The organism is Saccharibacillus sp. O23 (assembly GCF_002205895.1).
In the GTDB taxonomy this organism is placed as follows: Bacteria; Bacillota; Bacilli; order Paenibacillales; family Paenibacillaceae; genus Saccharibacillus.
Genome location: NZ_NJDE01000025.1, coordinates 104,219 through 121,053 on the forward strand (window position 1 = coordinate 104,219; position 16,835 = coordinate 121,053).

Sequence of the window (16,835 nt, forward strand, 5' to 3'; positions counted from 1 at the left end):
GCGCTTTCCGCTTTTTCCGAAATAATAGATTGTGCTTGATTATACGCCGAAAAAAAACCTTTTTGAAGGCAATTAGAGGAAATCGCTGCTGAAAAGACATAAAAACCGTTAAAACGACAAAACGAGAGACAAACCGATATCGGTTCGTCTCTCGTTGTTTCCCATCATATCGGCTTTGTACAAGGGCGTCAACCCTTATTCGCCATTTTACGCGGATTGGCGTACGCCGACTCTGCGATACAATTCGTCAAGATGCGACAGCGACCATTCGTCGTCCGGCGCGTCTTCCAAACGAAAATTCAACTCGTCGTGGAAATCTTGGATCATGAAGCCTTCCGGCGCGCTGCCGAGCACTTCGTCGAAATCGTAAACCGGAAGATCGATTCGGCCTTCCGCCGCGCCTTGAAGCCAAGCGATCCAATCTTCCAATCGCAGGATGCCGCGCGCCCACAGATCGAATTGCAGGCTGATCACGTCCTGCATGCGATCATAGTCAGCCGCTTCGGCATAACGGCGCGCCAGAGCGGCGGCGATGCCGAACAGTTCGTTCAAAGCTTCCGCTTCTTCGGCGGAAGGCTGATGCTCCAGCCCTCTCAGATAATCTTCTTCGGCGATCGTCTTGCCGTCGTCGTACAACAGCGGCGTATTCGACAGCAGCCATAACGCATGCTGTACGTCGTCTTCCGCGATATCGCCGCTCAGCGCGGCACCGATCCATTGCTGCAAATTCATCTTGATCCCTCCGTAACGGCTCCGGCTCGAAAGCCGGAGTCAATCCCTCAATATGTTTTTGGTCCGGGCTTCTTGAAGCCAGGACGGAAACTCTTCGAACAACCGGTCGTACAGTTCTTCGTCTCCGACCGAGTCGATATCGTCCAACGCGAAGAATCCCGCATTGTCCACCAATCGGCCCGGCAGATCGTCCAGCTTGCGAAGAACCCCGTAATTCGACTCGCCGAGTCCCACGAACTGCCAGAATAGCGGATGCAGCGAGCTTTCGGTCAGCAGACGCGAAATCTTCTTGGTCTCCACCACGCCGCCGTCGCTGAAAAAGACGATGTACACCGGCATCGCCGGATCGGGTTCTTCGACGGTAAACTTGCGGATCACGTCTTCCATGACCGCGGGCTCGTTATTGCGCCTGCCCGCCCCCGGAAAAGGATAGACCCGATCCACGTAGCCTTCGTATTCCGACGCCGTCGCCTGCTTTGCGCGCACGAATTCCAACGCGAACATCCAGACGTCCAGCATTCCGTCGTCGTCCATGCTGGCGGCCACGGCAAGAATGCGTTCGAACGCGCGCTGCACCGTCCCGTTTTTGTACAGCTTGTTCATCGAACCGGAAGCGTCGAACACTACGGCGACTTTCGCTTTTTGACGCGGAATCTTTTTCTTTTCCAACGAGACGGCGACCTTTTTCTTCAACAGGTCGATCCGTCCGAGCGGCTGCTCAAGACCTTCGGCCGACGGCGGCGCGGACGCTGCCGGGACGGCTGCCGCCGAGCCGGCGTCGGACGAGGAAGGCGACGAAGCAGCGGACGAAAAAGATTCGCCTGCCGGTTCTTCGCTTTCCACGTCGACGCCGAACGATTGCGCGAGCGGCCCCAGACCTCCGTCGAACCCTCGACCGATCGCGCGAAGCTTCACCGACTCTTTATACAGGTAAATCTCCGCCAGCACAAGAGCCGCTTCGTTTCCTGGCGTTCCCAAACCGCATTCGATCTCCCGTCCGGCGTACTTCGCGCGAACCGACAGCCCGCGGACGTCGGCGAAAATGCCGGGACCGTCCAAAGCGGCGGCGAACATCGCTTGCCGCGCTTGTCCGGCCGCCAGGCCTTCCAGATCGATCTCGAACGTCGCGGAACGCTCGTCCGAAGCGATCAGCTTCACGCTTCCGCCGGGGCTTTCCGGCTGATTGTAGAACACGAAATAATCGTCCGAAGGCACGCGGCCGCCGTCTCCGAGCAGAAACGCGCTCGCGTCCACCGGCGAAGGCGACGAGTCCCAACGAAGTTCGACGAGCGCGCGTCCCGACTTTCCCAGCGCCGTATTGGCGCCTTGCGTCAAATGTTCCGTTCGCTGTTCCATGAATGGCGTTCCCCGCTTTCTTGGTCTGAATGAAAGCTATCGATCATCCGAAAAATCGACCGCCGAAGATCAGATACATGCCGCATCCGAGCAGCAGCAAAGCGGCGGCCGCCTGAATCAGTCGAAGCGGGACGGCGATGCCGAGCAGCCGGACCCGAATCGGCGACTTGCCCCGCCGAACGATGCCGTACAGGAAGTTCGATCCGATCGCCAACATCGCCAGTCCCCAAATAAAGGTCAACCTCCCCAACCCCTTTCCCCCGTTCCGATTACCGTGTGCCTTGCGCCGCAAACGCTCAGGCGCGTTCGCGAGGCTGAACGGAATCGGCGGACAGCGCGAGCCGGCGTTCCAACTCGCCGATCCAAGCATGCTCCGGATCGGCGAGCAGCGTATCCCAACCGAGATGCCGGGCGGCCTCCAGATTGGCGGCTTTGTCGTCGACAAAGCAGACTTCGGCGCTTCTCAGACGGGACGCGGCCGCTTCGAACAGCCGAAGATCCGGTTTCTCGAATCCGGCTTCGCTCGATACGGTCACGCTGCACAGGACGTGTTCGAGTCCGGCGAACAAAGGCATGATCCATGCCTGCACATGGTTGCTCAGAATATGAATGTCCGCGCGTTCGCTCCAATGCTCCAATCTGCCCATCGCGGGCAGAGGCATCAGAACGCCGCGCAGCAGCGCTTCCGCTTCGGCCGTCGTTACCGCCGGACAAACGCCGCGCAGCCACGCCCAGAACTGCGCCTCGGCGACCGTGCCGCGCCAGAGTTCGGCTCCGATCTCCGCTTTGTAACGAGCGCGCAGAACGGGCAGCGGCAGGCCGGAGGATTCGGCCATTCCGATCCAGAACTCGTCCAGATTCGCCGCCAGCACCCCGCCGACGTCGAACACGAGCTGAGGTCTCGTCCGATCAGCGGCCATGTCCGGGTTCCTCCTTCGTCGTCCGCGCGTAGTCGTTCAGTTTGGTGAACAGGTACAGCACGACATATACGCCGGTTTGAAGAACCAGTATCCCTCCGCCGAACAGCATCAGATGCCGTACCCAATCCGGGTCGCCGAACAAATCCCGCATGTCGCGCAGCAGCATGAGCGGATCGAACACGACGTCCCAACTGTTCCAACGCACGAAGCGGCCCATATAGATGCCGAAACTCGACAGCAGCAGCACGACGACGGCGAAAGCCGCGCCGGTCGCCCTGCCGTACGCCCGCGCGACGAGCTTATGCACCGAATAAAGCGAAGCGCACGCGATCAGCAGACCCAGCACGGCGGCGAGCAGCATCGGCAGCAGTTGATGCCAGAAGCCGATCTCGCTCCAGAAACGCTGCCGGGGATCGAAATCGTAATTGCGGAACACATGCAGCAGATCCGTCACGACGTACGCCGAGTTCGGAAAGAAAAAGAGCCAGAGCAGTCCCATTCCCGCCGTCAGGATCATCTTCGCCGCTCCTTTGCGCAGCAGCGCCAATCCGTCCAGAGCGACCGCCGCCGCCGCGGGCAGCCATGCGAGAAAGAAATTCCAGATCATGAACCGGTACGGTCGTCCTCCCGCCCCGGTACGAATATCGAACAGCACGGCCAGGTCGATCGCCGTCAACAGCAATAACGTCAGCCACAGATACAGTTTCCACGGATACTGCAGCGATTTGAGTTTGTCCATAAGCCCTCCTCCGTCGAGCGGCGGAGGCTTCAGTCTCCGCGCGCCGTCATGTACAGCCGGTACCAGTCTTCGCGGCTCATCTGATCCGCTTGACGCTGCGCGTCCGCGCAGGCTTTGATCCGTTCCGGGTTCATGGTGCCGATCACCGGCTGGATCAATGCCGGATGTTTCATCAGCCAGCCGAGCACGATCGCTTCGCGCGTCGTGCCGCGTTCGTCGGCCATCTGCGCGACCCGATCGGCCGTTTTGCGGACCGCTTCCGACTCGCTGCTGACGTCTTTGCCGGTGAAACGCCCTTGGGCCAGCGGTCCCCAAGCTTGAAGCTGAATATTTTCCGCGCGGCTGAATTCCATCAGGCCGTGCGAGAAATTCACGTCCGTGCCTTTGGTCTGGTTCACGCGCACGGTTTCTTCCACGAAGTCCAGCCTTCCGAGTCCCATCTCCAATTGATTGACCACCAGCCGGTCCGTCAACGCGCTCTCGATAAAGCGGATATGCGCTTCGCTCATGTTCGAGACGCCGAAATAACGCACTTTGCCGGATGCTTTCAGACGGCCGAACGCTTCGGCGATCTCTTCCGGTTCCATCAGCGGATCGGGGCGATGCAGCAGCAGAATATCGAGATAGTCGGTGCCGAGCCGCCGCAGCGAGCCGTCCACGGACTCCAGAATATGATCGCGCGAGAAATCGAAACGGGCCGGCAGCGTCTCGTCGGCCAAGCCGATGCCGCATTTGGATTGCAGCACGATCTGATCGCGCAGTTCCGGTCTGGCTTTGAGGATGCGGCCGAACGCTTCTTCCGATTTGCCGCGCGTATAGATGTCCGCATGGTCGAACATGTTGATGCCGATCGACAGCGCCGCTTCGACGGCGGCTTCCGACAGCTTAGCCCGTTCGTCCGTCAGCGGGGAATGATCCCATTCCCCGCCGAACGGCATGCAGCCCAGCACCAATCGGCTGGCCGGAATTCCTCTTGCGTTCAAAGGCATTTGTTTCATGTTTTCGTCTCCTCCTTCGGCCGAAGCCGTTTGTGGGTCAACCTTCGCTCTGTCCTTCTGTCGATACGGATGTCGTTCTCGTCTGTTCCAGCAGCCTCTTGACGATGCCGATCACGGTCCCCGGCTTGTCCACCTGCACGTGATGTCCGCTTCCGTCGGCTTCGATCAGTCGGCCCGACGCCGACAATTTCTGCATTTTGACGGCGGTGTCGTAAAGCTTGCGCTTCACTTCTTCGCGTCCGGAGATCTTGCGCGAACGCGGCGGCTGGTAGATGCCCGCTTTGACGACGGCCAGCGGCAGGCGGGCGAAACGCGAACGGGGAACGCTGCCCGTCTCGCCGACGAAGCAGTCGTATTCGCTTTCGGCCGCTTCCATGCTCTCGGCGGTAAAGACCCGCGTCCACATCGCTTCGCGCGAACGTTCCGGCAGCTTGGCCACGAAGCTGCCGAAACCGGGAATCCAGCGATGCTTCGCCAGCCAAGGCAGCAGCCCGATCCGCGCGGCCTGCTTCGCCAAGCCGTATAGGCGAACGCTCCAGCGCTGCCGCTTGAGGTAAGGAAGCGGGAAAATGCCGCGAATCTCGTCTTCGTGCGAAGCGTCGATCAGGACGAGCGCGGCCACGTCTTCCGGGTATCGCTCCGCATAGAGGCGGGCATAGAACCCGCCGAGCGAATGTCCGACCAGAATGAACGGGCGGACGATGCCCAGACGTTCGACGAGCCGATGCAGGTCTTCCACGCAGCGGTCGCTGGTGCGCGGCAGCGGGCCGGGATCGCTGAATCCGTAGCCTGCGCGGTCGTAGACCAGCGTCTGCGTAATACGGGCGATCTCGGGATACACGAGCGCCCACACCTCGGACGATACGCCGCATCCGTGTTCGAATACGACGGGCGGATAATCGCCCGCCGCGCCTTCGAGCACCGCATGCAGGCCGTCGATCTTTTTCCCCGCGGGAAGGAGCACGCTCCGTTCGGTCTTTTTGTTCATCGGCTCCCCCTCCTGACCAACGAACGGCCGCCGCTTCTCTCGTGCTGTCGAACCGTTCGTTTGGACAAACTTTGATTTCGGAAATATTATACTACGCCCGGCAGGCAAACTACGAATTCGCGAATTTTTGCGCTCGAACGTGAACTTTTTTGCTTCGCGGAGCGTCTAAGCGGATAAAATCGGTCTAATTAAGAGAGGAAGCAGTCCTTCTTGTTTAACCGGGAACGGGCTGGCTTTAATCCGTCCATTTAGAGATACGCTCGAATATACAGAATAGACCGGCAGCTTCGCGTCAAGCGGCATGCCGGCACAGGGAGGTCGCAATGAAACGTTCATCCACGGAGACATCCGTTCCAACAACCCGCAACAAAGCGTACCGAACGACACGGAAGCCCGGGTTCGCGTCCGGCCTATCCCGCTCCCAGGCGGGACCTCGTTCCGCCGTCCTCTTCGGAGCGGCGCTCTGTCTGCCGCTGATGCTGCTGCCGGCAGCCCTGCCGGGAACGGCCGCTGCCGCCGGCACCGCCCCGGCGGCGCAGCAGGCAAGCCCGGCCTCCGCCGCCCGGCAAGCGGCGGAACTCCGTCTGGCGGCGCCTTATTTCAAAGCGCTGCCGCAGAGCGGCGACCGGGCTTCGCTCGGCGTCAACTATTACGAAGCGGCAGGTTCGTCGCTGAACGTGACGGGCCGCTCCGGCGAGATGCTCGAAGTCTTGACGCCGGGCGGCGAGAAAGCTTATGTCCCAAGCTGGTATACGGGCAGCGCCGCCTACGAAGCTTCGGCGGCGAAGCCGCTGATTCTCCAGCTTAAGCCGGAAGCCTCGCTGCATCTGTACCCGGGCAGCGAAGCGAACTGGCCCGGCGATTACGCCGCTTCGGGTCTGATCTCCGCCGTTCGTTCCGGCGATTGGTACGGAGTCGTCCTGCCGGCTTCTCCCGCCTATGCCGGCGGTTCGGTGATCCGTCCTTCTCTGCTCTGGGTGCAGAGCAGCCAAGTGGCCAGCACGCAGCAGATCGTGACCGGTCTGCTGGCGGCGGATTCCACCGTGCCGCTCGAGATGGTCCGGAGCTTGGCCGAAACTTCGCTGGCCGTAGGCACCTCGGAAGAAGACGCGGAGGCGCTGCTCGGCACCCCTTATTCCCGAACGCCTTTGCCGCATTATTCCACTTCGGACCCGGCAGGCACCGGGAAGCGCGGCGAACTATGGCGGTACGAACGCGGCGTCGCGCAGTTCACCGTTTCTTTCGATACTCGCGGCAAGCTGGCCGGCTGGAATTGGATTCTTCCGACCGCCGAAGCCGCGCAGGCGCAAGTCAATCCGAACCAACCGCCGTACGCGTTCACTTACGATTTCAGACTGTTGACGCCGATGCCTTCGATCTCGCCTCAAGCGCTATGGCAGGCGCAATCCGATCTGGATGCCCAATATTTGTCGGCCGCTTCGGACGACACGCTTCTCGTGCGCGGATCGGCGGACGGCGGTGCCGGGCTCGGCGAAGAACTTTACGCGCTGGACCGTTCCGACGGCACGCGGTTGTGGCAGGTCGAGACCGGAAGCGGAGGATTCGATTCGCTGCTCGGGCAAGACGGCCGCTCCGCGCTCGTACTGACCCGAGCCGATCCGCGAAACGGCGGGAAGCCGCTGCTGCGCAGCTTGCGTTTGAGTGACGGAAAAGTGCTGTGGAGCCGCGAAGCCGAAGGTTCGGCGCCGCAAACCGCGGAATCTTCGCGGCCTGTCCGTTTGTCCGCCGCCGATACGTCCGTACTGCTCAGCACCCAACCTTCGGAAGGCGGCAAAGGAACGCTGACCGCGCTTTCGCAGCGATCCGGCTCCGTTCGGTGGACCAAAGAGTTCGTCGACCCTTATAAGGTGTTGAACGAAGGTTCAAACGATCCTTACGTCCTGGTTCAGCAGAACCGCTGGATTCAAGCCTTGGAACCGCGTACCGGCAAAGCGGTCTGGAGCATCAAGACCGACGAAGATACGCTGCCCGATTCCGCGCTGGAATCCGGAACGCCCGTCGCGCCTCGCATCGATCCGTTCGAGCGGGGCGACGGCACGCGCTGGGTGACGTTCGGCCGCGATCGGGTCCGTCTGGATACTTCCGGCGGCAAGATTCTCGCCCGCTACGCGATCTCGCCGAACGAACGCGCAGAAGTCCTGCAAGGAAGCTATCTGCTCGTTCGCCGCTCGATCGATTCGCAGAATTACGATGGCGGCTCGCTGTTCGAGACGTCGCTGTACGATACGAAGCAGCAGCGGGAAGTCTGGAAGATCCCGGGCAAGCTGGAACGCGCCATGCTGAGCGACGATCTCGTTTACGGACTGCTCGGCGGCGTGCCGACGGCGCTCTCCCTGAGCGACGGGCAGCCGGTATGGAAAACGGCGACGTCCGAATTCGCGCTCGCGAATCCGCACGGCCGCGTCGACGCCGGAAGTTTCGTTCGAGCGGGCCGCATTCTGCTGCTTCCTTACGGACCCGACCTGCTGACCTTCGACGCCGAAACGGGCGCGCCGCTGCGGCGGATCGACGGAGTCGCGTTCGCCTATGTCGAAAACGATAGCCCGCTTCTTCGAAACGGCGCGCTGAACCGCGACGGCGAAACGCTTTACGTCGGTTCGGCCAACGGACGTTTCGCGGCGTTCGACGCCGACGCGCTGACCGAACAAATCCAGTTCGAGAACCCGAACGAAAATCCGGAGCCGAACGAATAAATTTAATCCGGGACTCATCTTTTTTTGCGAGGGAGGCGTATAATGGAATTAAGCTCCAAACAAACCTCACCCCAAATTTCGAGGAGGGACCGTTATGACAGGCACACCGAATTATTCTTTGTGGATGACCGAGTTTCTACTCAGTCCGGACCCCGTCAAAGAGCAGCGCATCCGAGAAGTCGAACGGGAGGACAATCCGGAACTGATGAACAGTATTCGGTTTCACCTTGCCATGCATGACCAAGTATATCTGCTTCGCAGAAGAAGCCGCCGCCGGATCGGGTAATCGCTTCGCCGACTCCGACGGAAGACCGACCATATGCGGGAGCGCCTTCGGGCGCTCCCTTCTTATTTGCGCCGCGTTTTCGCCCGGCGCTTGACCGCTGCTTGCCGCCGCGCTTCCTGAAGCCGGCCGTTTGACGTATACTGAATAACGGAACCGAATACCGAGGAGGCACAAATAGATGAATGCGAAAAAGAATCAAACCCTTGTCGTCGCGGGCGGAATCGTCGCCGCCTTATTGATCGCGGCATTGGTCGTTTTCCTGGTCTACGCAAGATCGGCTCCGGCCGAAAATCCGTTCCGGCTGCAAATGGGCCAGACGCTGAACGAAGACGGCACCGGCGTTACCGATAACGGCACGTCGTTCAGCCGCAGCAAACCGATCCACGTGATCGCCAGTTACCCGGAGAGCGGCGTCAAGCTCGATCATACGGCGATTCTGTCGGTCATCTCCGAGAGCAGCGGCCAAGTGATCCAGAAGACCGAAGTCGACGAAGACGCTTCGACGAAGCAGGTTCGGCTCGATCTGGACAACGCGAAATGGGAACCGGGCATTTACGAAGTGACTTTCGCCCGCAGCGGCACGATGGTCGGCACGATCAATTTCTCGCTGCACGAATAAACGTCCCGCAAGGCGGCTGTCCGTCCACGGCGGAACCTCATTTTGACAGGACGAACGCGCATGCCTTTCCGGCATGCGTTTTTTTGTAGTACAATAAGCCCCGAGACGATTGTACAAGGAGGCTTCTTTTTAACCCGATGAACAACTATACGACTTATTTCCAGCAGAACCGCGACAAGCACCTCGGCGAGCTTAAGGAATGGCTGGCCATTCCGAGCATCTCCGCCCTGTCCGCGAACAAAGGCGACGTACGAAGCGCCGCCGAATGGCTCAAGAACGCGCTCGAAACAGCGGGCCTCGAAAACGTGACGCTGCACGAGACGGCGGGACATCCGATCCTGACGGCCGATCATCTCCATGCGGAAGGCGCGCCGACGCTGCTGATCTACGGCCATTACGACGTACAGCCGGTCGATCCGCTGAACCTGTGGGAAACGCCGCCGTTCGAGCCGACCGAGCGCGACGGCAAACTGTACGCGCGCGGCGCGACGGACGACAAAGGCCAAGTGTTCCTGCACGTGAAAGCGCTCGAAGCCATCTTGGATCAGGAAGGCAAGCTGCCGGTCAACGTCAAGCTCTGCATCGAAGGCGAAGAAGAAGTATCCAGCCCGAACTTGGTGGAATTCTTGGACGCGAACGCAGACAAGTTGGCGGCCGACGCGGTCCTGATCTCCGATACCTCGCTGCTCGAACGCGGCAAACCGGCGATCAGCACGGGGCTGCGCGGACTCTGTTCGCTCGAAGTGGCGCTGAACACGGCGAACACCGACCTGCACTCCGGCTCGTTCGGCGGCGGCGTTCCGAACGCCCTGCACGCGATCGTCAGCCTGCTGAACTCGCTGCACGACGAGAAGACGGGCCGCGTGCTCGTGGACGGGTTCTACGACGACGTACTGCCGCTGACCGACGAACTGCGAGGCGAACTCGAGAAAATGCAGTACGACGAAGAGAAGCTGCGCGGCGACCTGGGTCTCGACTCGCTGTTCGGCGAAGAAGGATTTTCGTTCTTGGAGCGCACGGGCGTGCGTCCGACGCTGGAGCTGAACGGTCTGTACGGCGGTTTCCAAGGCGAAGGCACCAAGACCGTCATTCCCAAAGAAGCGCACGCCAAGATCACCTGCCGCCTCGTGGCGAATCAAGATCCGCAGGATATTCTGAACAAGATCGAACGCCATCTGCATGCTCATACGCCGGTCGGCGCCAAGCTGACGATCGTGCCGGGCGAGAAAGCGTTCGCGTTCAATATCGACCCGTCCCATCCGTTCCTGCAAAAAGCGGCGGACGCTTACGAAGCCGTATACGGCACTCGCGCCCTGTTCACCAAAGACGGCGGCTCGATCCCGATCATCGAAGCGTTCTCCCGCGTGCTGCAAGCTCCGGTCGTGCTGATGGGCTTCGGTCTTCCCGACGAGAACCTGCATGCCCCGAACGAACATTTCAACTTGGAGAACTTCGATAAAGGCCTGCTGACGCTGGTTCAATATTTGAAGACCGTATAAGTTCGAATTTCATACCGAAAAGCCTGTTTGCGGAATCCGCAAACAGGCTTTTTTTGAACCGGCGTTTTTCGTCGTTCGCGCAGGAACCGCTTTGATCGCGATCCCGCTCTCTACCCCGAAAAAAATCCGGCTTATTCGAAATAATACGTGAAGCCGATCGCGCCCGGTCCCGTATGCGTGCTGATGATCGGCGTCGTGTAATCGATCTCGATCTGCGAGTACCCGGTCAGCTCGGCGATTTTGTCGCGCAGGCTTTCGGCCAATTTGCAGCCTTCGGCATGAGCCAATCCCACGCCTTTGATCGTGCGGCCTTTGACGTCGTCGGCGAACTGTTTCGCCAGATGCTTGACCACCTGAGCGTGGCTGCGCACGTTGGTGACCGGCGTATAGACGCCTTCTTTGAGCGTGCCGATCGGTTTGATATGCAGGAGCGATCCGATCAGCGCTTTGCCTCGGCCGATGCGTCCGCCTTTGACCAGATTCTCCAGCGTGTCCACGACGACGTACAAGCGGGTCGCCTCGCGCACTTCGTCGAGCCTTGCGAGGATCTCTTCCATGCTTTTCCCGTCGCTCGCCATCTGCGCCGCTTCAAGCACCTGAAAAGCCAAACCTCGCGAAATATATTGAGAATCGACGACCGTGACGTTCGTTTCCGTCATGTCCGCCGCCATCGCCGCCGAACGTACCGTTCCGCTCATGCCGCCGGTCATATGGATCGACAGGACGTCATAGCCTTCCGCGCCGAGCCGGTCGTAGAGTTCCACGAACGTGCCGGCCGCAGGCTGCGAGCTTTTGGGAAGCTCGGCCGCATGCATCATTTTCTGGATAAACGAAGCCGGCGTAATATCGACCCGGTCCGTATACGTCTGTCCGTCGATGGTAAAAGAAAGCGGCACCATTTCGACTCCGCGTTCCGCCAATACCGCATCGCTCAGATCGACCGTTGAATCCGTCACTATTTTAATTTTCCGCATTGCCCACTCTCCTGTACGCCGATCAGCCGACATGTGTTGTCTCTGCGCCGATCGCTTCGGAAGGGGCGCGTCTTAGCTGTCTTTTTCAGTATACAGGGTAAGCAGATCTTACACAAATGTGAATATTTATGTAACTTTTTACTTATTCGTCCGCCGTCGGCGCCGACTGCCTGCCCGCGTAATAAGGCTGCCCCGGATCGACGTCCAACACCACCCGATGCGGTTCCGCCAGCGCGTATTGATGTTCGCACCGCCAACGGACGTCTTCCGTCGGACCGAACGTCTCTCCGTCCTTGATCACGTCTCCGGAATCGAACAGATAATAGCCCAGACTCGTCAACTGCTGCGCGACGTCGTTCGGTTCCAGATCATGATAATGGCACTGCACGTCGGGTACTCCCAGCGCGGCGAGTCCCAGCGTATCCATCAGCATCTCGTGCCGCTTGCTGCCGGTGCCTTCCACGTTGAAGAACCGCACGTTCATCGCTCCGTACAGCAGGCCGCCCGCTTCGATCGCCGTCAGATAATCGCCCGGTTCCAGCAGCTTGTCGCTTTCCCGGAAATACACGGCATCGCAAGGAGCCGTCTCCAACAGCGCGCGCAGCGCTCCGGTAATCAGACGCAGGCGTTCCTGCGGCGCGAGGCCGGAAGCCATCATATCGATCAGACGCACGGAATACCGGCACTGCGCGATCGTCTCGCCCGCGTTCGACCAATGCCAAGCCTGCTGCACCGCCGTTTCGTATTCGGAAGCCGGACGGTTCGGCGCAGGCATGATCGACGTCTGGGCAGGCATCTCGCCGTCGGCGAACTTGACCGGATAATTCAAGTGGAAGAAATGCAGCATATCCGTCTCGGCTTCTTCCGAAGGCTCCCACACGACCAGATTATCCCGCAGCTTCTGCTCGTCCGGCTGATCGACGGTTCCCGTATAACGCTGCATTTTCTCGAACAGCCGCTTGCGCGAGAAGTTCGGTTTCTCTTTGTATTTCAGTTCGACCGTATAGACTCTCGCGAATCCGTAATCCCGTTCGGACGCCAGCATTTCTTCGGTATCCGGGTCCAGTTCGCTTTCAAGCCGTTCGTCTTCGCGTTCTTCTTCGTAACGTTCTTCTGTCGTCATGTCGTACCTCCTCGGCGGCCGCGGTCGTTCAAGCTGTTCCGTCGGCCGGCTTGATTGAGAACCTTCAGCTCGAATAGAACGAACAATACGTACGCTCGAAGCTGCCTTGAAGCAGATCTTCTCCGCGGATAAAATAATGCAGCACGCCGGCGTCTCCCCATAAGAAACCGACGGATTGATCCGAATCGATCTCGGCCAACATCACCATGTCCGAGACTTCCCGCTCCGCCCGTTCCCGGTCTCCGCCGAAAGCCTGCGTCAGCCGTTCGATCGCCTCGTTGGGATCATACGTCGATTCGCAGCCGAACAGCTTCAATGCCGCCATGTATTCGTCATCTCCGTGCTGGCCCTCCGCATAACCGAACATCTTCACGATCGGCGAAGCTTTTTCTTCTTCCAGTTCGAAGATCAGATCTTCGTATTCTTCCCAACCGCGTTCTTCGTTTTCGATCGCTTCTTCGTCGAGATAACCGTATCCCGGCAGATCGAGCGAGGCCCGTGCATTCAGGCCGTACGAGCGAAACGGACCGTCGTCTTTCTCGTGCACGGTCGGAGCGGGCGCGCTGCGTCGAGCAGCCGTGCGCATCTCTTCGGGCGAAGCATACAGCACCCGATGCTCGATCTCGCTATCGTAATAGCCGGCGAAAAAGAACAAATTCCCTTTTTCGGGCAGCCGATTCTCGGGATCTAACCCTTGCAGCTCGTCCAGCTTCAATTGAAGCACGAACGTCATCGGTTCGCCTTGAGCATCCGACGGCCAAGGTGCTTTCTCCGGCAGATCCGGTTCGCCGGCGACTCTGGAACTTCCGATAGTCCGATAATTCTCCGGTTCCGCGATCTCCAGCGAGACCGTTTGTTTGGCCGAATTCAACAAATATTCCCGAGCATGACCGAATTCGTGTTGTTCGATCGCTTGCAGCAAACGGCTGCGGTTATGTTCGCTTAAGCTCACCTTGCTATCCCGTCCTTCCTGTCGCGAAAATCGTCCCTACTCCCAGTTCCAGTATAAACGAAAAAACCTCTTCGTTTCTAATCCGTCCTTTGCTGCCCTTTTTCTCTCCATACTCATTCTTGCGGTCAAGCGTCAAAGCGGCTTCGGATCGACGCATTTCTTTGCGACTTTTCGCCAAACTGGTAGAATAGATAAGCTATGTGCAAAAAAGGAGGTCCGCAACTTGGAAGCGTTCAGGCGCCTGACGGCCGGTATTGCCGAATGGCCTCGCAATGTCAAACTGTTCTTCGCCGCCAACCTGCTGTATCAGATCGGCGGCGGCATGTTCTCCGTCCTGTATAATCTCTACATCCAAGGGATCGGCTATAACGATGCGATGAACGGACGCGTCGTCAGCATCCAGTCGCTGGCGACGGCCTGCATCTTTATCCCGATCGGACTGTTCGGCGACCGGCTCAGCCGCAAAATGCTGCTGGTCGTCGGCGCGTTGTTCAGCGGGATCGTCTTCTCGCTGCGCGCTTTGGCCGAAGCCGAACCGATGCTGCTGGCGCTCGCCGTCTTCTCCGGCATATTCGCCGCTTTCTTCCAAGTGCTCGCGATCCCGTTTCTGGCCGAAAACGTAAAAAAATCGCAGCGCTTGGCGTTATTCAGCGTCTATTCGTCCCTGATGCTCGCCGCTCAAGTCATCGGCAGCATGGGCGGAGGCGTCTTGGCCGACACGCTGCAGCAGTACGGCGTCGAAAGAGTCGCGAGCCTGCGCTTCACCCTGTTCGCGGGCGGAGTCGCCACGCTTGCCGCTTTCGTGCCCATGCTGTTCATCAGAGAAGCCCGGCGCCAATCGGAACCGCCGAAGACGTCCCCGGCCGCGATCGGACAAGCTTCGACTGCCGCTGACCGAAGCGGCGAAACCGCTGTCGAAAGCATCAGCGGCCGATCCGAAACCCGGAAACCGGAAAGCAGTTCCAAACTGATCTTCTGGTTCGTGCTGGCGCAGCTTCCGATCGGATTGGGTTCCGGACTCGTCGTTCCGTACCTGAACCTGTATTTCACCAACCGGTTCGGCGTCTCGCTGACGACGATGAGCGTGCTCATCTCGCTCGGCCAGATCATGACGATCGTCTCCATGCTGATCGGTCCCACGTTATCGAAACGGGTCGGACAAGTCCATGCCGTCGTCATCTTCCAGATGCTCTCGCTGCCGTTCCTGCTGATCACGGGCTTCACGAATATCGCGCTGATCGCTTCCGTGACGTTCCTGTTCCGTCAAGCGCTGATGAACGCGGCGAATCCGATTCAATCCGCGATCATGGTCGACCGGATTCCCGACAACAAACGCGGAATCGCCAACTCGCTGACGCAGACCGCTTTCATGTTGGGCTGGGCCAGCATGGGACCGGTCCAAGCGCATCTCGTGACGACTTACGGGAATTACTGGGGATACGCGATCACGTTCAGCATCACCGGCGCGCTCTACGTCACCGCTTCGCTGCTGTATTATTTCAAGTTCCGCGAAGTCCATTCGGGTTCGGGCAGACGGACGGCCGCTGCCGGATAATCCGCATTCGCCGCCATCGTCGGCGGCGGCCTATGCGGAGTCCGGTCGCCGCCGACATTCCCGAAAACATGCAGTATGCAAAAAGGATGAACCCACATAGATGGGGTTCATCCTTTTCGTTTATTGACGCGGTCCGAAAAATCCGGAATCGTCCCGCCGCTTAGGCTTGGACCAGAACCGGCGTTTCGTACGTGTTATCGAGCTTGCGCTGACGGCGCAGCACGGCATCCGGCGGCGTAACGGCCGGAGCGTCCGGGTGCAGCAGCCAAGATTTGACGAAGTGGGTATCCGACACTTGGAACATCGGAGGTTCTTTCTCGAAGTCGATCTTCATGGCATAGTTGCTGCGCAGCGCGAAGGCGTCGCCTACAGGCGGGTGCAGCAGATCCGGAGGCGTACCCGGAATCGCGGTCAGCTTCTCTTCGCCGTTGCTGTCGAGCGCAGGCATCGAGGAGAGCAATCCCCAAGTATACGGGTGACGCGGATCATAGAAGATCTCGGCGGCCGTACCCATCTCGACGATCTGTCCGGCGTACATGACCGCTACGCGGTCCGCCATCTTCGCCACGACGCCGAGGTCGTGGGTGATGAAGATGATCGCCGTGCCGATCTTCGCTTGCAGATCTTTCATCAGCTCGAGGATCTGCGCCTGAATCGTTACGTCGAGCGCCGTCGTCGGTTCGTCGGCGATCAGCAGTTTCGGGTTGGCGGCCAGCGCCATCGCGATCACGACGCGCTGACGCATGCCGCCGGAGAATTCGTGCGGATATTGGTTGAAACGCTTCTCCGGGTTCGGGATGCCGACCAGCGTCAGCAGTTCCAAGCCGCGCTTGCGGGCTTCGTCGGCGGAAATCTTCTCGTGCGTGAACAGCACTTCGGTGATCTGCTTGCCGACTTTCATCGTCGGATTGAGCGAGGTCATCGGGTCCTGGAAGATCATGCCGATCTCTTTGCCGCGCATCTTCTGCATCTGGCTTTGGTTCTTCTTGACCAGATCGACGCCTTCGAACAAGATTTGTCCGCGCTTGTACTGGCCTTGCGGTTCCGGAACCAGCTTCATGATCGCCTGCGACGTCACGCTTTTGCCCGATCCCGATTCGCCTACGATCGCCAGCGTCTCGCCTTTGTCCAGATGGAAGTTAACGCCGCGAATCGCCTGCACTTCGCCGGCGCGCGTCTTGAATGAAATTGCCAGATCTTTAACTTCGAGAAGTCTCTCCATTGTCTACACTCCCTATTAAAGCCCGTTCGCGGAGGAACGGGCCGTTTGTCGCTTTTCGCATCGCGTTCTCGCGTTTTGTCCGCAGCGGCGCGCACATCGCTTTTCCGAACGTTCATATATAATCATGAGAACATTGTTTTACGAAATCGTATATAATA

At 59.3% G+C, this 16,835-nt stretch carries 16 protein-coding genes; 5 read left to right on the top strand and 11 right to left on the bottom strand.

The features are described 5' to 3' along the window. Positions 1-207 precede the first annotated feature (207 nt). From CDO73_RS23110 to CDO73_RS23140, 7 genes are read right to left on the bottom strand one after another with little or no spacing between them, the layout of a single operon-like run. Positions 208-732 (bottom strand): hypothetical protein, encoded by a 525-nt coding sequence (locus CDO73_RS23110; RefSeq protein ID WP_088490882.1) that lies wholly within the window; start codon positions 730-732, stop codon positions 208-210. Between the two features lie 39 nt (positions 733-771). Next, positions 772-2,088 (bottom strand): VWA domain-containing protein, encoded by a 1,317-nt coding sequence (locus CDO73_RS23115; RefSeq protein WP_088490883.1) that lies wholly within the window; start codon positions 2,086-2,088, stop codon positions 772-774. A gap of 43 nt (positions 2,089-2,131) precedes the next feature. Next, positions 2,132-2,329, bottom strand: coding sequence for a hypothetical protein (locus CDO73_RS23120; RefSeq protein ID WP_088490884.1), 198 nt, complete (start codon positions 2,327-2,329; stop codon positions 2,132-2,134). 55 nt (positions 2,330-2,384) lie between these two features. Beyond that, positions 2,385-3,008, bottom strand: a complete 624-nt coding sequence (locus tag CDO73_RS23125; protein ID WP_088490885.1) for an HAD-IA family hydrolase — start codon at positions 3,006-3,008, stop codon at positions 2,385-2,387. Continuing rightward, on the bottom strand, positions 2,998-3,747 hold the full coding sequence (locus CDO73_RS23130; RefSeq protein WP_088490886.1) for a DUF1361 domain-containing protein: 750 nt from the start codon (positions 3,745-3,747) through the stop codon (positions 2,998-3,000). The genes CDO73_RS23125 and CDO73_RS23130 overlap by 11 nt, the downstream gene beginning before the upstream one ends. 29 nt (positions 3,748-3,776) lie before the next feature. Beyond that, entirely contained in the window at positions 3,777-4,745 is a 969-nt protein-coding gene (locus CDO73_RS23135) for an aldo/keto reductase (RefSeq protein ID WP_088490887.1), read from the bottom strand. Positions 4,746-4,782: 37 nt separating this feature from the next. Continuing rightward, the gene (locus CDO73_RS23140) at positions 4,783-5,733 is read right to left on the bottom strand and encodes an alpha/beta fold hydrolase (RefSeq protein WP_088490888.1); all 951 of its coding nucleotides are present in this window, start codon (positions 5,731-5,733) and stop codon (positions 4,783-4,785) included. Between the two features lie 323 nt (positions 5,734-6,056). On the opposite strand from CDO73_RS23140, the gene CDO73_RS23145 reads away from it, so the two are divergent. The 4 genes from CDO73_RS23145 to CDO73_RS23160 all read left to right on the top strand — a co-directional run bounded on the left by CDO73_RS23145 (position 6,057) and on the right by CDO73_RS23160 (position 10,851). Next, entirely contained in the window at positions 6,057-8,447 is a 2,391-nt protein-coding gene (locus CDO73_RS23145) for an outer membrane protein assembly factor BamB family protein (protein ID WP_088490889.1), read from the top strand. Between the two features lie 94 nt (positions 8,448-8,541). Further along, positions 8,542-8,733: a hypothetical protein gene (locus tag CDO73_RS23150; RefSeq protein ID WP_088490890.1), complete on the top strand. Its 192-nt coding sequence runs from the start codon at positions 8,542-8,544 to the stop codon at positions 8,731-8,733. Between the two features lie 178 nt (positions 8,734-8,911). Next, positions 8,912-9,352: a hypothetical protein gene (locus CDO73_RS23155; protein ID WP_088490891.1), complete on the top strand. Its 441-nt coding sequence runs from the start codon at positions 8,912-8,914 to the stop codon at positions 9,350-9,352. A gap of 137 nt (positions 9,353-9,489) precedes the next feature. Then, the gene (locus tag CDO73_RS23160; protein WP_088490892.1) at positions 9,490-10,851 is read left to right on the top strand and encodes a dipeptidase; all 1,362 of its coding nucleotides are present in this window, start codon (positions 9,490-9,492) and stop codon (positions 10,849-10,851) included. 131 nt (positions 10,852-10,982) lie between these two features. Here CDO73_RS23160 and CDO73_RS23165 read toward each other — a convergent pair whose 3' ends face one another. From CDO73_RS23165 to CDO73_RS23175, 3 genes are all read right to left on the bottom strand, one after another. Further along, the gene (locus CDO73_RS23165; RefSeq protein WP_088490893.1) at positions 10,983-11,825 is read right to left on the bottom strand and encodes a DegV family protein; all 843 of its coding nucleotides are present in this window, start codon (positions 11,823-11,825) and stop codon (positions 10,983-10,985) included. 142 nt (positions 11,826-11,967) lie between these two features. Then, positions 11,968-12,948 (bottom strand): DUF4261 domain-containing protein, encoded by a 981-nt coding sequence (locus CDO73_RS23170; RefSeq protein WP_088490894.1) that lies wholly within the window; start codon positions 12,946-12,948, stop codon positions 11,968-11,970. A gap of 64 nt (positions 12,949-13,012) precedes the next feature. Then, positions 13,013-13,900, bottom strand: coding sequence for a DUF1963 domain-containing protein (locus CDO73_RS23175; RefSeq protein ID WP_088490895.1), 888 nt, complete (start codon positions 13,898-13,900; stop codon positions 13,013-13,015). 223 nt (positions 13,901-14,123) lie between these two features. On the opposite strand from CDO73_RS23175, the gene CDO73_RS23180 reads away from it, so the two are divergent. Continuing rightward, positions 14,124-15,455: an MFS transporter gene (locus tag CDO73_RS23180; protein ID WP_088490896.1), complete on the top strand. Its 1,332-nt coding sequence runs from the start codon at positions 14,124-14,126 to the stop codon at positions 15,453-15,455. A 160-nt stretch (positions 15,456-15,615) separates the two neighbouring features. Here CDO73_RS23180 and CDO73_RS23185 read toward each other — a convergent pair whose 3' ends face one another. Then, positions 15,616-16,677, bottom strand: a complete 1,062-nt coding sequence (locus CDO73_RS23185) for an ABC transporter ATP-binding protein (protein ID WP_088490897.1) — start codon at positions 16,675-16,677, stop codon at positions 15,616-15,618. Positions 16,678-16,835: the final 158 nt, after the last annotated feature.

What these genes read in the sequence shown, in the direction of transcription:
- CDO73_RS23110 (WP_088490882.1), bottom strand. Translation starts at nt 732, where the DNA reads ATGAATTTGCAGCAATGGATCGGTGCCGCGCTGAGCGGCGATATCGCG.
- CDO73_RS23115 (WP_088490883.1), bottom strand. Translation starts at nt 2,088, where the DNA reads ATGGAACAGCGAACGGAACATTTGACGCAAGGCGCCAATACGGCGCTG.
- CDO73_RS23125 (WP_088490885.1), bottom strand. Translation starts at nt 3,008, where the DNA reads ATGGCCGCTGATCGGACGAGACCTCAGCTCGTGTTCGACGTCGGCGGG.
- CDO73_RS23130 (WP_088490886.1), bottom strand. Translation starts at nt 3,747, where the DNA reads ATGGACAAACTCAAATCGCTGCAGTATCCGTGGAAACTGTATCTGTGG.
- CDO73_RS23135 (WP_088490887.1), bottom strand. Translation starts at nt 4,745, where the DNA reads ATGAAACAAATGCCTTTGAACGCAAGAGGAATTCCGGCCAGCCGATTG.
- CDO73_RS23140 (WP_088490888.1), bottom strand. Translation starts at nt 5,733, where the DNA reads ATGAACAAAAAGACCGAACGGAGCGTGCTCCTTCCCGCGGGGAAAAAG.
- CDO73_RS23145 (WP_088490889.1), top strand. Translation starts at nt 6,057, where the DNA reads ATGAAACGTTCATCCACGGAGACATCCGTTCCAACAACCCGCAACAAA.
- CDO73_RS23150 (WP_088490890.1), top strand. Translation starts at nt 8,542, where the DNA reads ATGACAGGCACACCGAATTATTCTTTGTGGATGACCGAGTTTCTACTC.
- CDO73_RS23155 (WP_088490891.1), top strand. Translation starts at nt 8,912, where the DNA reads ATGAATGCGAAAAAGAATCAAACCCTTGTCGTCGCGGGCGGAATCGTC.
- CDO73_RS23160 (WP_088490892.1), top strand. Translation starts at nt 9,490, where the DNA reads ATGAACAACTATACGACTTATTTCCAGCAGAACCGCGACAAGCACCTC.
- CDO73_RS23165 (WP_088490893.1), bottom strand. Translation starts at nt 11,825, where the DNA reads ATGCGGAAAATTAAAATAGTGACGGATTCAACGGTCGATCTGAGCGAT.
- CDO73_RS23170 (WP_088490894.1), bottom strand. Translation starts at nt 12,948, where the DNA reads ATGACGACAGAAGAACGTTACGAAGAAGAACGCGAAGACGAACGGCTT.
- CDO73_RS23185 (WP_088490897.1), bottom strand. Translation starts at nt 16,677, where the DNA reads ATGGAGAGACTTCTCGAAGTTAAAGATCTGGCAATTTCATTCAAGACG.